This window comes from Burkholderia sp. 567, from assembly GCF_040545115.1.
Taxonomy (GTDB): domain Bacteria; phylum Pseudomonadota; class Gammaproteobacteria; order Burkholderiales; family Burkholderiaceae; genus Burkholderia; species Burkholderia ambifaria.
On record NZ_JBEPLG010000005.1, the window covers coordinates 423,860 to 438,667 of the forward strand.

Consider the following 14,808-nt stretch of genomic DNA (forward strand, 5'->3'; position numbering starts at 1 on the left):
GAATCTGATCCTGCAAGGGGGCGCGGTTCCAAGCTCGCCCAGACAGGCGATCTGACACCCGTCCAATCGTCCCCTCAATAGAACAAATTCGAAACGACGTTTCGATTACCGGGCGCGATGGGTCCGTAGCACTTTTTTACAACTTTGTGACACCGACCGCCGTGGAATGCCCGTCCCACGGGCGCGCGCGGCCGGGGCGATGCGCAAATCAGCATATGCGCAAGTCCCTGTTTTTAATGTTTTACCGAATTTAAAGAGACTGACTTAATACAATTGAAAATCACACCAAAACGTTGAATTAATAAATTAACAAGCCACACAGATGCACGCGAGTTAGCATTCGTCACAACATTACAAACCAGAAAGAATTACCTCCATCGCAAACGTTTGCGGTTTCACTCTTGTTACACTTTGAGGCGGAGAAAGTGTTACCCGCCCCACAAATCAAGTCTATCTAGTTGATTTTTATGCGATATTTCCTCTGCACAGGATTCAGCAACAGTCATACACGAAGCATTCCACGCACTTTCAAATACATTACTTTCGGATGCATCAAAACACGATCCATTAACCATCTTTTAACTTTTCAAACGCCCCATTTTTCACTTTTTGTCAATCTCCAAATATCACCTCAAATAAACTCCGCCCATCAATTTTGAGATCTCGCGCGATCGCACGGCATATTCATCTAACGAAAGAGACCGGTGTGTGGCGTGATTATTTGGAGGTAGCAGGGAATGAACCGCACATACCGCTCGATCTGGAACGAAGCTCTTGGCGCCTGGGTCGCGGCATCCGAACACGATTCGGCACGGGGTAAGCCGAACAAGTCGGCCGTTGTGGTCGCCGCCGTCGCGGCACTGACGATCGGGCTGCCCGGCTTCGCCGAGGCTAATACGCTCAACACACAGCAGACCTGCTTTACGGGCAGCAACAGCGCGGTCGGCCGCGTGAATCCGGGCGGCACGCAAAACCAGGCCGGCGACGGCTCCGGCACGTATTCGGTCGTGGCCGGGTGTAACTCCAACGGCAACGGCTGGACCGGCGTCACGGTTTATGGCTCGTTCGCGCAGGCGACCGGCAACGGCGCGGTCGCCACCGGCATGCAGTCGTCGGCGGGCCTGTGGGGCGTCGCGGCCGGCCTCGAAACCACCGCCAGCGGCACCGGTGCAACCGCGCTCGGCTTCGGCTCGACGGCGAGCGCGCTGAACTCGGTCGCGATCGGCGGGGCGGGCGGCAACGGTACGACGCCGCTCTCGCAGGCAAACTCGACGCTCGCGTCGGGCGCGGGCTCGATCGCAATCGGCAGCAACGCAACGAAGGGCGCGCAGTCGTCCGCCTCGGACGGCATCGCGATCGGCGGACAGTCGTCCGTCGCATCGACCGCCACGTCGGGTATCGCCATCGGCCGCGGCGCGACCGTCAACGGGGTGTATGGCATCGCACAAGGCGACGGCGTCATCTCGGGCGCGACGGGCCAGAACGTCGCGATCGGTTCGTCCGGCACGACCGCGAACAGCGCCACGGCTACCGGCGGCGCGGTCGCGATCGGCAGAGGCCAGGTTGCAAGCGGCGACGGCGCCGTTGCGATCGGCGATCCGAACAGCGCGACCGGCACGGGCGCACTGGCGATCGGCGCGAACAACACGTCGAGCGGTTCGGGCGCCCTCGCGCTCGGCAATGGCAACTCGGCGAGCGGCACGGGCGCCGTCGCGCTGGGCAACAGCAGCACGGCGACCAACAGCTCGGTTGCCATCGGCAACGCCGCGACCGCGAACGTCGCGAATTCGGTCGCCCTCGGCGGCGGTTCGGTGACGACCAGCGCCGCATCGGCGACGACGGGCGGCACGACGACCGTCAGCAACACAACGATCGGTGGCCAGACGTTCGGCAATTACGCGGGCGCGGGATCGGCAGGCGGCGTCGTCAGCGTCGGTCAGCCGAATGCGGAACGCCGGATCCAGAACGTCGCGGCGGGCCTCGTCAGCGCGACGAGCACCGACGCGATCAACGGCAGCCAGCTCTTCGCCGTGGCAAGCACCACGACGTCGAGCATTACGAGCTTGTCGACTTCCGCTTCGACTGGTATTAACTCGTTGTCTACAGGTCTGAGTTCGACCAATAGTTCGGTTACGTCGCTTTCGTCGTCAACGTCGACTGGGTTGTCGTCGGCTAGCAGCTCGATCGGCTCGCTCTCGACCTCGACCTCGACCGGCATCAACTCGCTGTCGACCGGCCTCAGCTCGACCAATAGCTCGGTTACGTCGCTTTCGTCGTCAACGTCGACCGGTCTCTCGTTGGCTAATAGCTCGATCGGCTCGCTCTCCACGTCGACCTCGACCGGCATCAACTCGCTGTCGACCGGCCTCAGCTCCACCAATAGCTCGGTTACGTCGCTCTCGTCGTCCACGTCCACCGGACTCTCGTCGGCCAACAGCTCGATCGGCTCGCTCTCCACGTCGACCTCGACGGGCATCAACTCGCTGTCGACCGGCCTCAGCTCGACCAATAGCTCGGTTACGTCGCTTTCGTCGTCAACGTCCAGCGGACTCTCGTCGGCTAATAGCTCCATCGGCTCGCTGTCCACGTCGACCTCGACCGGGCTGTCGTCCGCTAATAGCTCCATCGGTTCGCTCTCGACCGGCCTCAGCTCGACCAACAGCTCCGTTACTTCGCTGTCGTCGTCGACCTCGACGGGGCTTTCGTCGGCAAACAGCTCGATCTCGTCGCTCTCCACGTCGACTTCGACGGGGATTAACTCGCTGTCGACTTCCACTTCGACAGGTCTGAGCTCCACGAACAGCTCCGTGACTTCGCTTTCGTCGTCGACTTCGACAGGTCTCTCGTCGGCAAACAGCTCGATCTCGTCGCTGTCTACCTCCACTTCGACGGGTCTCAGCTCCACGAACAGCTCGGTTACTTCACTTTCGTCGTCGACATCGACGGGTCTTTCGTCGGCAAACAGTTCGATCGGCTCGCTCTCGACTTCCACTTCGACGGGTCTCAGCTCGACCAATAGCTCCGTTGCTTCACTGTCGACTTCCACCTCGACCGGCATCAATTCCTTATCCACGGGCCTGAGCTCGACCAACAGCTCAGTTACGTCGCTCTCGTCGTCGACCTCGACAGGTCTTTCGTCGGCAAACAGTTCGATCGGCTCGCTCTCGACATCCACGTCCACGGGTCTCAGCTCGACAAACAGCTCCGTTGCTTCACTGTCGACTTCCACCTCGACCGGAATCAACTCGTTGTCCACGGGCCTGAGCTCCACTAACAGCGCCGTCACTTCGCTTTCGAGCTCCACGTCGACTGGTCTCTCGTCGGCGAATAGCTCGGTCTCGTCGCTGTCGACTTCCACTTCGACAGGTCTCAGCTCGACAAACAGCTCCGTTGCTTCGCTGTCGACTTCCACCTCGACCGGCATCAATTCCTTGTCCACGGGCCTGAGCTCCACCAACAGCTCCGTCGTTTCGCTGTCGACCTCCACGTCGACCGGCCTCTCGTCGGCAAACAGCTCGATCGGTTCGCTGTCGACGGGCCTCAGCACGGTCACGACCAAAACCGACAATCTCGGCAACAGCACCGCAGCAGCCCTCGGCGGCGGCGCAAGCTACAACCCGGCGACCGGCTCGGTTTCCGCTCCGTCGTACACCACGTACAACGCGAACGGGACGACGTCGACCGCCAACAGCGTCGGCTCGGCAATCGACAGAATCAACAACCAGGGCATCAAGTACTTCCACGCGAATTCGACGGGCACGGACAGCCAGGCGCTCGGCACCGACTCGGTCGCGATCGGTCCGAACGCCATCGCCAACAACAGCGGCGACGTCGCGCTCGGCAGCGGCTCCGTCACCGGCACCCCGAACGCAACGCCGACCGGTACCGTCGGCGGCGTGACGAGCACGTTCGCGGGCGGCAATCCGACCAGCGTCGTGAGCGTCGGCGACGCGAGCACGGGCACCACGCGTCAGATCACCAATGTCGCGGCAGGTCAAATCACGGCGACCAGCACCGATGCGATCAACGGCTCCCAGCTCTTCGCGACCAATTCGGCGGTGAATTCGCTGTCGACGACGGTGTCGTCGTCCAGCAACGCAATCTCGTCGCTGTCGACCGGCATCACTTCGTTGTCGACAGGCCTCAGCTCGACTAACAGCTCGGTTACGTCGCTCTCGTCGTCCACGTCGACCGGTCTGTCGTCGGCGAATAGCTCGATCACGTCGCTGTCTACGTCGACCTCGACGGGTATCAACTCGTTGTCCACGGGCCTGAGCTCCACGGATAGCTCGGTCACTTCGTTGTCGACCTCGACGTCCACCGGCCTCTCGTCGGCGAATAGCTCGATCACGTCGCTCTCCACCTCGACCTCGACGGGCATCAACTCGTTGTCGACGGGTCTGAGCTCCACGGATAGCTCGGTCACTTCGTTGTCGACCTCGACGTCCACCGGCCTCTCGTCGGCAACCAGTTCGATCGGTTCGCTGTCTACGTCGACTTCGACCGGTATCAACTCCTTGTCCACTGGCCTGAGCTCGACCGATAGCTCGGTGGCTTCGCTGTCGACTTCCACGTCGACGGGTCTGTCGTCGGCAACCAGCTCAATCGGTTCGCTGTCCACGTCGACTTCGACCGGTATCAACTCGCTGTCCACCGGCCTCAGCTCGACCGACAGCTCCGTCGCTTCGTTGTCGACCTCCACGTCGACCGGCCTCTCGTCGGCCACCAGCTCGATCGGTTCGCTGTCCACGTCGACTTCGACCGGTATCAACTCGCTGTCCACCGGCCTCAGCTCGACCGACAGCTCCGTCGCTTCGTTGTCGACCTCCACGTCGACCGGCCTCTCGTCGGCCACCAGCTCGATCGGTTCGCTGTCCACGTCGACTTCGACCGGTATCAACTCGCTGTCCACCGGCCTCAGCTCGACCGACAGCTCCGTCGCTTCGTTGTCGACCTCCACGTCGACCGGCCTCTCGTCGGCCACCAGTTCGATCGGTTCGCTGTCCACGTCGACTTCGACCGGTATCAACTCGCTGTCCACCGGCCTCAGCTCGACCGACAGCTCCGTCGCTTCGTTGTCGACCTCCACGTCGACCGGCCTCTCGTCGGCCACCAGCTCGATCGGCTCGCTGTCGACGTCGACTTCGACGGGCATCACCTCGCTGTCCACGGCCCTCAGCTCGACGGATAGCTCAGTGGCTTCGCTGTCGACCTCCACGTCGACGGGTCTGTCGTCGGCAACCAGCTCAATCGGTTCGCTGTCCACGTCGACTTCGACGGGCATCACCTCGCTGTCCACGGGCCTCAGCTCGACCGATAGCTCGGTTGCTTCGCTTTCGACCTCCACGTCGACTGGCCTCTCGTCGGCGACGAGCTCGATCGGTTCGCTGTCCACGTCGACCTCGACGGGTATCAACTCGTTGTCGACCGGCCTCAGCGCGACCGATAGCTCGGTGGCTTCGCTCTCGACCTCCACGTCGACTGGCCTGTCGTCGGCAACCAGCTCGATCGGGTCGCTGTCCACCTCGACTTCGACTGGCATCAATTCGCTGTCGACGGGTCTGAGCACGACCGACAGCACGGTAACGTCGCTCTCGACTTCGACGTCGACTGGCCTCTCGTCGGCCACCAGTTCGATCAGCTCGCTGTCCACGTCGACCTCGACCGGCCTGTCGTCCGCAACCAGCTCGATCGGGTCGCTGTCCACGTCGACTTCGACGGGCATCAACTCGCTGTCCACGGGCCTCAGCGCGACCGATAGCTCGGTGGCTTCGCTGTCGACTTCCACGTCGACCGGGCTGTCGTCGGCGACGAGCTCGATTGGTTCGCTGTCCACGTCGACCTCGACGGGCATCAATTCGTTGTCGACTGGCCTCAGCTCGACTGACAGCACGGTAACGTCGCTCTCGACTTCGACGTCGACTGGCCTGTCGTCGGCAACCAGCTCGATTAGTTCGCTCTCCACCTCGACGTCGACGGGCATCAACTCGCTGTCGACGGGCCTCAGCACGACCGATAGCACGGTAGCGTCGCTCTCGACTTCGACGTCGACTGGCCTCTCGTCGGCCACCAGTTCGATCAGCTCGCTGTCCACGTCGACCTCGACCGGCCTGTCGTCCGCAACCAGCTCGATCGGGTCGCTGTCCACGTCGATTTCGACGGGCATCAACTCGCTGTCCACGGGCCTCAGCTCCACCGATAGCTCGGTGGCTTCGCTTTCGACTTCCACGTCGACGGGTCTGTCGTCGGCAACCAGTTCGATCGGTTCGCTGTCCACGGGCCTCAGCTCGACCAATAGCTCGGTGGCTTCGCTCTCGACCTCCACGTCGACCGGGCTCTCGTCGGCGACCAGCTCGATCGGCTCACTGTCCACGTCGACGTCGACGGGTATCAACTCGCTGTCCACGGGCCTCAGCTCCTCCGACAGCTCGCTCACGTCGCTCTCGACCTCCACGTCGACCGGCCTGTCATCGGCAACCAGCTCTATCGGCTCGCTGTCCACGTCGACTTCTACCGGCATCAACTCGTTGTCGACGGGCCTCAGCTCGACCGATAGCTCGCTCACGTCGCTCTCGACTTCAACGTCGACGGGTCTCTCGTCGGCGACCAGCTCGATCAGCTCACTGTCCACCTCGACCTCGACCGGCCTCTCGTCGGCCACCAGCTCAATCGGCTCACTGTCCACCGGCCTCAGCTCGACCAACAGTTCGCTCACGTCGTTGTCCACGTCGACCTCCACCGGAATCAACTCCCTGTCGACGGGCCTGAGCTCCACGAACAGCTCGGTCGCATCGCTGTCGACCTCGACGTCAACCGGCCTCTCGTCGGCGACAAGCTCGATCAGCTCGTTGTCCACCTCGACCTCAACCGGCCTCTCGTCCGCCACCAGCTCGATCGGTTCGCTGTCCACCGGCCTCAGCTCGACCGACAGCACGGTAACCTCGCTGTCGACCTCCACGTCGACGGGTCTGTCGACAGCCACCAGCTCGATCACGTCGCTGTCGACATCGACGTCGACCGCGATCGACGCCGCGAAGACGCACTACTACAGCGTCAACGACAACGGCACGCAGCAAGGCAACTACGCCAACGACGGCGCAACGGGCGTCAACTCGCTCGCAGCCGGCGTGAACGCGAGCGCCGCAGGCGCCAGCAGCGTCGCGGTCGGCGATGGCTCGAACGCGCAGACGGCGGGTGCAGTCGCGATCGGTCAGAACGCATCGGCCACCGGCGGCAAGGCGGTGTCGATCGGCTCCGGCAACACCGCGAGCGGCGACGGCGCGGTCGCGATCGGCGATCCGAGCATCGCAACGGGCACCGGCGCAGTGGCGATGGGCGCGAACGACACGGCGACCGGCAGCGGCGCAGTGGCGCTCGGCAACGCGAACACCGCAACCGGCGACAGCGCGCTCGCCCTCGGCAGCTCGAGCCAGGCCACCGCGGACAACACGATCGCGCTCGGCAACAAGGCAGTCGCCAGCGCCATCGGCGCCCAGGCCTACGGCTCGGCTGCATCGGCCACCGCGGCGGATGCGCTCGCCTTCGGCACGAACGCCACGGCGAACGTCGCGAACTCGATCGCCCTCGGTGCGAACTCGGTCACGAGCGCGGCAGTCGGCACCTCGAGCGCCACGATCGGCGGCGTCTCATACCTGTTCGCGGGCAGCTCGCCGGTGGGCGTGGTGAGCGTCGGCCAGCCGGGGCAGGAACGCCAGATCACGAACGTCGCGGCAGGCCGGATCTCGGCCACCAGCACGGATGCGATCAACGGCAGCCAGCTCAACGCGACGAACCAGGCAGTCAGCAGCCTGTCCACGTCGACGGCGTCGAACATCTCGTCGCTGTCGACCGGCATCGGTTCGCTGTCCACGGGCCTCAGCTCGACCAACAGCTCGGTGACGTCGCTGTCCACGTCGACGTCGACGGCGATCAGCTCGCTGTCGACGGGCCTCAGCTCGACGAACAGCAATCTGACGTCGCTGTCCACGTCGACCTCGACCGGCATCGGCTCGCTGTCGACCGGCCTGAGCACGACGAACAGCACGGTGGCGTCGCTGTCGACGGGCGTGACGAACCTGGGCGATCAGGTTTCCCAACTGTCGACGACGATCAACAACAACACGACGCGCTCGTTGAGCAACAACGGTGTCGCGGTCGACATGAACGGCACAGGCAACGATCGGCCGACCGTCACCGCCGGCACGAACTCGGTGGCGATCGGCGCGAATTCGAATGACGGCGGTCGTTCGAACGTGGTGTCGGTCGGCAGCGACACGCAGCAGCGCCAGATCACGAACGTCGCGCCGGGCACGCAAGGCACCGACGCGGTGAACGTGAACCAGCTGACGCAGGTGCAGACGACGCTGTCGACGGCACTGTCGGGCCAGCAGACGCAGATCAACTCGCTGGGTTCGCAACTGCAGCAGACCGACCAGATGGCGAAGCAGGGTATCGCGGCCGTCGGCGCGATGGCGTCGATCCCGCAGCTCGATCGCGACGCCAACTTCGGGATGGGTGTGGGCACATCGACCTTCCTCGGCCAGAAAGCGATGGCGGTCAACATGCAGGCGCGGATCACCGAGAACCTGAAGGCGTCGATCAACGGCGGCTTCAGCGGCGGTCAGAAGGTGATCGGCGCGGGCATGCTGTATCAGTGGAAGTAACGCGTCGCGCCGCCACGCCGCCGGCTCGCGAGCCGGACGGCGCGCGGCGGCCGCGACGGCACGACGAGCCCGCCGCGCAACCCGCGGCGGGCCTCGGTCAACCCAAGCTTTGAGGACGTAACCGTGAACAAACTCGCTCTTGCGCTCGCACTTTCCGCAACGGCTCTCGCCGCGTGCTCGACCGCATCCGGCCCGACCTTCAGTGCATCCGAACTGCAGCCGCGCGATGGCGCGCGCACTTTCCAGGTGGACTGCCACGGCCTGTTGTCGGGCCCGCAGACCTGCATGAAAGCCGCCCGCAAGATCTGCGGCGATCAGCCGGTGCGCACCGTCGACTCGGCCCGCGCGCTGCGCGACGGCTCGGATCCCGCGACGCTGGCGTTCCAGTGCGGCGCCGCACCGGCCGAAGCGGCGTCGGCCGCCGAGCCCGCACCCGCGCCTGTCGCGGTCGAACATGTGAACCTCGCGGGCGACGCGCTGTTCGCGACGGGCCTGGCCACGCTCACGCCGGCCGCGCGCGCATCGCTCGACAAGTTGTTGAGCGAGCGCGAAGACCGTACGTATACACAGGTCACGGTCACCGGCCATACGGATTCGGTCGGCAACGACGCCGCCAATCTCGCGCTGTCGAAGCGCCGCGCGGAAACCGTCGCGGGCTACCTGAAAGCGCACGGGCTGAACGCGCAAACCGTGTCGGTCTCGGGCCGCGGCAGCGCGGATCCGGTCGCGTCCAACGCGACGGCCGAAGGCCGCGCGAGCAACCGCCGCGTCGACATCTCGCTGCAACGCTGAGCCGCGGGCCGTCGCAGTCGCACCCTCGCGTGACGGCCCTGACCCGCAGCGCCCACCGCGCTGACAGCCCTTGATCAGCGCGCCGGCGGCTATGTCAAAGTTCGTCAGCCCCCTCCACAAACCGCTGACTTCCGTGCCACAATCGCCGCAGACAGCTGCCGGGGCGTTCCGCCCGCGTCGCGCGCCGTGCCAGTCCCGCCCGACGACCCACCGGAATCCGCCGGCCGCCCGCGATCCGCGTCGCTCGACTCGTTGTCGAGCGCCCGCCGGCGCGAACGCAACCACGACAATCCACGGCGCGCCGTTACGCGGCCAGGCGCTCGACGCCACGGCCGAACGCACGACGCCGCAGAGGAAACCAACCGGTGACGGACATCAATCAAGCCGCCTCGCGCGGCGCCCGCAAGCAACGGCCGGCTGTCGGCATCTCGCTGTTTGCGCGGGACGGCCAGGCGATCTGGGAAAACGGCATTCACCAGAACATCGCGTACCTCGCGATGATGCTCAAGCGCTCGGACCGCGTCGGCCCCGTCTATTTCCTGAACGGCGGCGACGCGAACGCACTGCCGCTCGGCCTCGAACTCGACGGCCTCGACGTGCCGCTCGTGAAGCCCACCGACGTCACGCACGAACTCGACGTCGTGATCGAGATGGGCGCGCAACTGCCGCTCGAATGGCTCAGGCACGTGAAGGCGCTCGGCACGAAGCTCGTCGCGTGCTACGTCGGTCACACCTACAGCGGTCTCGCCGAAACGCCGATCTTCGACAAGCCGTCGGGGCACATCTTCAACGGCACGCAGTTCGACGAAGTGTGGGTGCTCGAGAAGTCGCAGAAGATCGACGTGCCGCTCTTGCGCACGCTCACGCGCGCGCCGGTTCATACGATTCCGCATCTGTGGTCGCCGTACTTCCTCGATCGTCGCATCGCCGCGCTGGCAAGTGAAGGCGTCACGTTCGGCTATCGGCCCGGCCGCCGTCCGTGGCATCTCGCCACGCTCGAGCCGAACATCTCGGTCGTGAAGTCCTGCCATTACCCGATGCTCGTGTGCGACGAGTTCTACCGCGCGCATCCGGATGCCGTGCAGCATCTGTTCGTCGTCAACGCGATGCACATGAAGGCGCATCGGACCTTCGTGCACTTCGCGAACAGCCTCGACCTCGTGCGCCAGCACAAGGCGACGTTCGAGCCGCGCATCGACCTGCCGGGCTTCATGGCGCGCCATGCGGATGCCGTCGTGTCGCACCACTGGGAAAATCCGCAGAACTACCTGTACTACGACGTGCTGTACGGTGGCTATCCGCTGATCCACAACTCGACGCTGCTCGGCGACGCCGGCTATTACTACCCGGACTTCGATTCCGTCGCGGGCAGCCACGCGCTGCGCGATGCATGGCTGCATCACGACGAGCGGCTCGACGACTATCGCGCGAAAGCCGACCGGCTGCTGCAATCGGTCTCGATCGACAACCCCGCGAACCTGGACGCGTTCGTCACGCGCCTGGTCGCCTGAACCGGAGCATACGCATGTCGGACTCCAATGCCCGTCAAGCGCCCGGCGAGGGCAAGCGTCTCGTCGTCGGCGTGTCGCTGTTCGTGCGCGGCGCCGGCCAGTCGCTGTGGGAAAACGGCATCTTCCAGAACTGCCTGCTGCTGATCCTGCTGCTGCGTCAGTCGCCGCACGTCGCTCAGGCCGTGATGGTGAACGGCGGCGAACAGCTCGCCGATCCGCAGTTGATGCTCGGCGAATGGGACGTGCCGCTGCTGTCGATGGACGAAGCGCTGCAGCGCTGCGACGTGCTGATCGAAATGAGCGCGCAGTTCAGCGCCGATTACCTGCGCGCGTTCCGCGACCGCGGCGGCAAGGTCATCACGATGCGCGTCGGCAACGACTACGTGATCGACATCGAGCGCGCGATGTTCGACAAGCCATCGGGCTTCCTGTTCTCGGGCGCGCCGTACGACGCGGTGTGGACGATTCCGGAATTCGAGCGCTCGTGCCTGCACTATTACCAGACGGGCCTGCGCGCGCCGGTGACGATCGTTCCGCACATCTGGCATCCGATGCTGTTCGACAAGGCGCGCGCGACGCTCGGCGCCGGCCTGTCGTTCGGTTATCGGCCCGGCAAACCGCGCTGGCGCGTGACGATGTTCGAGCCGAACATCTGCATGGTGAAGACGAGCATCATCCCGATGCTGGTGACTGAAGAGGCGTATCGCGCGAAGCCCGAATTCCTCGAGTTCGTGCGCGTGTGCAACACGTTGCACCTGAAGGAACATGCGACGTTCGTCCACTTCGCGAAGAGCCTCGACATCGTGAACCACGGGATCACGACGTTCGAAAGCCGCTACGCGGTGTACGAGTTCATGGCGGCCTACGGCGACGCGGTGGTGTCGCACACGTGGGAAAACGCGCAGAACTACCTGTACTACGAGCTGCTGTACGGCGACTATCCGCTGATCCACAACTCGCCGTTCCTCGGCAAGGCCGGGTATTTCTATCCGGACTTCGATTGCCAGGCCGGCGGCCGCGCGCTGCTGCAGGCGTTCGACGAACACGACGCGAACCTGGAAGCGTATCGCGAGCAATCGAAGCACGTGCTCGACTCGGTCAGCATCTACAACCCCGACAACGTCGCCGCGTATTCCGACGCGATCGCGTCACTCTATCGCGACGCATGATGCGCCGCCCTCTCCCCGCTTCGGACTCCGACATGAACGCATACCGGCCCCTCTCCCGCGCGAAATGGTTGATCGGCTGCGCCGTCGCATCGCTCGCGATCGGCGCGCACGCGCAGGCCGGCGGCGAATCGGCGGACGCACTGCTGCGCGACGCCGACGCGGTGTTCAAGCAGCTCGATGCCGGCCAGTACGGCGCGGTGTGGGCCGATTCCGCCGCGTTCGTGAAGGCACGCATCAAGCAGGACCAGTTCGCGGCGGACATGCAGCGCGCGCGCCAGTCGGTCGGAACGGTCCGTCATCGCGGCTGGGCGCAGGTCACGCGCATCCGCTACACGAACGCACCGGCAACGCCCGACGGGCTTTACGCGAACGTCGACTACGCGACGACGCTCACGACCGGCACCACCGTGTACGAAAAGCTGAGCTTTCGACTCGACGACGACGGTCGCTGGCACCTGACCGGCTATGTGCCGCGCCAGGGGCAGGATTTCACGCCGTAAGCTGTACTGCGTGCGAAGTCATCGTCGCGATTACGATCAACGTGCAACGCGACGCAGCGCAGTCGCGGATGATGGGCGCGTTCATCGAACCGTCTCACACGAAAGCCGATGCGCGCCGGGCATGCGGAGGTTTCGGTAAGAACTGACGCGGTGCACTTGCCGATGCCCGCGATCGGTGAGCGTCAAGCGCGGCGCGCAAGCGACCGCGAGGCTTGCACGCCGCCATTGGCGCGCCGTGCGGCAAACGCGCGGCCATGCCGGCGTCCGATCCGCGCGAGCCTCATGAAACAGCCGAGTGCGGCGCCGCTGACCTGACCGGCGCGCCTCGCGAGGCTACCCGATACACCGCAAGCGATCGCCGAATCCTCGCCGCAGGCGCCCGCAAACACGCCGGCGTAGTAGTGCCGTGCCGCGAGTTCGCGGCCGTCGGCGTCGAGCGGCTTCATCCGGTGAATGCGGTGCGCAACGGCCTGCAGGCCGTCGAGATACGGCGCGACGTCGATCGGCGTATCGGTCGATTCGGCACCGAGCTGCCACACCATGTCGGCCAGTTCGGCGATCGCGACGAGTTCGCGCGGATCGGCCGCCTGCGTGCCCGTTCCGTGCCCGATCTTGTTCGTCGCCGCCATGCCCACGCCCCTTTGCGATCCATCGTTACCCGATACCTGCGCCCGGCGCCCGCGCTGCTGCGTCATGCGGCGGCCGGCGACCGCCAGCTGAAGCGAACGCCCTGCGCCCACGCGACGCCGGAGTCCAGGATGATCTGCCGGTCGGTCTCGTTCTCCACGCCTTCGACGACGACGTGCCGCGCGCTTTCATGCGCAAACGCGATCAGCCGGCGAAACTGGTAGCGCCCGATCGCGTTGCGCTTGATCAGCGACAGCACCGACTTGTCGAGCTTCACGATATCGGGGTTGCCGACCACCAGGTTGTTCAGCGCGCTGAAGCCGACGCCGAAATCGTCGATCGCGACGCGGCATCCGGCCTGGCGAAACCGATTCACGAACGACCGGCCCGCGACGGGGTTCAGCGGCCCCGTCTCGGTGATCTCGACGACCAGCCGCGCCGCGACCGACGGCTCGCGCTCGAGCCGCCTGAAGATGGGCAGCCACGCGTCGTCCACCGCCGCGCTCGCCGCCGCGACGTTGCAGCCATACACGGCCTGCGGATCGGCACGCAGCGCGTCGATCGTCCGGCCCACCACGAGCCGGTCGAACCAGCGCATCAGCCCGAGCGACTCGAGGCGCGGCAGGAACGCGAGCGGCGGCAACGCGTCGCGCGAGCCCCAGCGCAACCGCGCGAGGCATTCGTGATACAGCACGCCGCCGGACAGGTCGGCGCGGCAGACCGGCTCGCGCGCGAACCCGAGCCGGCTTTCGACGAAACTGCGTACCGACGCAAGGTCGGGGTGATCGTCAGGCGCGCCGAACACGAGATCGATTTCGTCCCGATTCGCTACGCTGTTCGCCTCCAGGCGAGGTTCGACCGCATTCATCCGGCGCTCCGGCAATTGTCGGGCCGCCGATGACGGCCCGCGCTCTCGATACATGTGGCGCGCGCGACCACGACACGCGCCACCGCCTACCCGGCCCATCCTCTTGTTTCGATCTTTTCAGGGAGCGTACTTTTTATTTCGGCGCACCGTCAAATCCGATATTGTCAACGATATTCAAATACCGAAAATACACCACGCATGCACGTCGCCGACAGTGCGGCAGGCCACACAAAACCATCGACGATATTGCGCGCTCAAACGCATTTGGCAAAAATCGATTTATCGATGGTCTCGCTTCAAAATCAGGCGACCGTTATTTCGTATGATTAATATCCGGCAGCGAAGCCGTATCCGGACATGTCGCCCGCAGTCGCCGCGAGGCCTTGCTGGCTGCGCCTCCAGCCGGAACCCATCGGGCATTCGGTCCTCGGAGCATTCAATTTTGTCTTTTCAAACGATATTGAAAATGACCAAACGATAGTCCGCCGAAATAAAACGACGCTATTGGTCCGAGCAATATGGCATTTGTCGATTGAAAGATTTTTAACGATCTTTTCGATTTGTTAACCTATAAAATGATTTCTGACGGTCTTCCCTCGGAGCCGTCAATTTCGTGCCTTCAAAAACCGTCGAATCTTCCCCGGTCCGGCGGTTTCTTTTTTACGGCATGATTTTCAT

General features: G+C 64.4%; 7 protein-coding genes. 5 read left to right on the forward strand and 2 right to left on the reverse strand.

The annotated features are described in order from the left end of the window. The first annotated feature begins 737 nt into the window (after window positions 1-737). From ABIC50_RS17710 to ABIC50_RS17730, 5 genes are all read left to right on the forward strand, one after another. A complete protein-coding gene (locus ABIC50_RS17710) occupies window positions 738-8,663 on the forward strand; it encodes an ESPR-type extended signal peptide-containing protein (RefSeq protein WP_354165916.1) in 7,926 nt (2,641 codons plus the stop codon). A gap of 123 nt (window positions 8,664-8,786) precedes the next feature. Then, the gene (locus tag ABIC50_RS17715) at window positions 8,787-9,455 is read left to right on the forward strand and encodes an OmpA family protein (protein WP_354165803.1); all 669 of its coding nucleotides are present in this window, start codon (window positions 8,787-8,789) and stop codon (window positions 9,453-9,455) included. A gap of 365 nt (window positions 9,456-9,820) precedes the next feature. Beyond that, window positions 9,821-10,966: a DUF2827 domain-containing protein gene (locus ABIC50_RS17720; RefSeq protein ID WP_354165805.1), complete on the forward strand. Its 1,146-nt coding sequence runs from the start codon at window positions 9,821-9,823 to the stop codon at window positions 10,964-10,966. Window positions 10,967-10,980: 14 nt separating this feature from the next. Then, window positions 10,981-12,135, forward strand: coding sequence for a DUF2827 domain-containing protein (locus tag ABIC50_RS17725; RefSeq protein WP_354165807.1), 1,155 nt, complete (start codon window positions 10,981-10,983; stop codon window positions 12,133-12,135). Window positions 12,136-12,167: 32 nt separating this feature from the next. Then, window positions 12,168-12,635, forward strand: coding sequence for a DUF4019 domain-containing protein (locus ABIC50_RS17730; RefSeq protein WP_105833158.1), 468 nt, complete (start codon window positions 12,168-12,170; stop codon window positions 12,633-12,635). Window positions 12,636-12,817: 182 nt separating this feature from the next. On the opposite strand, the gene ABIC50_RS17735 is transcribed toward ABIC50_RS17730, so the two are convergent. Continuing rightward, entirely contained in the window at window positions 12,818-13,264 is a 447-nt protein-coding gene (locus ABIC50_RS17735; protein WP_354165809.1) for a hypothetical protein, read from the reverse strand. Between the two features lie 62 nt (window positions 13,265-13,326). Next, the gene (locus ABIC50_RS17740) at window positions 13,327-14,130 is read right to left on the reverse strand and encodes an EAL domain-containing protein (protein ID WP_175666549.1); all 804 of its coding nucleotides are present in this window, start codon (window positions 14,128-14,130) and stop codon (window positions 13,327-13,329) included. Window positions 14,131-14,808: the final 678 nt, after the last annotated feature.

Coding starts and splice junctions, on each gene's coding strand:
- ABIC50_RS17710 (WP_354165916.1), top strand. CDS start 738: ATGAACCGCACATACCGCTCGATCTGGAACGAAGCTCTTGGCGCCTGG.
- ABIC50_RS17725 (WP_354165807.1), top strand. CDS start 10,981: ATGTCGGACTCCAATGCCCGTCAAGCGCCCGGCGAGGGCAAGCGTCTC.
- ABIC50_RS17730 (WP_105833158.1), top strand. CDS start 12,168: ATGAACGCATACCGGCCCCTCTCCCGCGCGAAATGGTTGATCGGCTGC.
- ABIC50_RS17735 (WP_354165809.1), bottom strand. CDS start 13,264: ATGGCGGCGACGAACAAGATCGGGCACGGAACGGGCACGCAGGCGGCC.
- ABIC50_RS17740 (WP_175666549.1), bottom strand. CDS start 14,130: ATGAATGCGGTCGAACCTCGCCTGGAGGCGAACAGCGTAGCGAATCGG.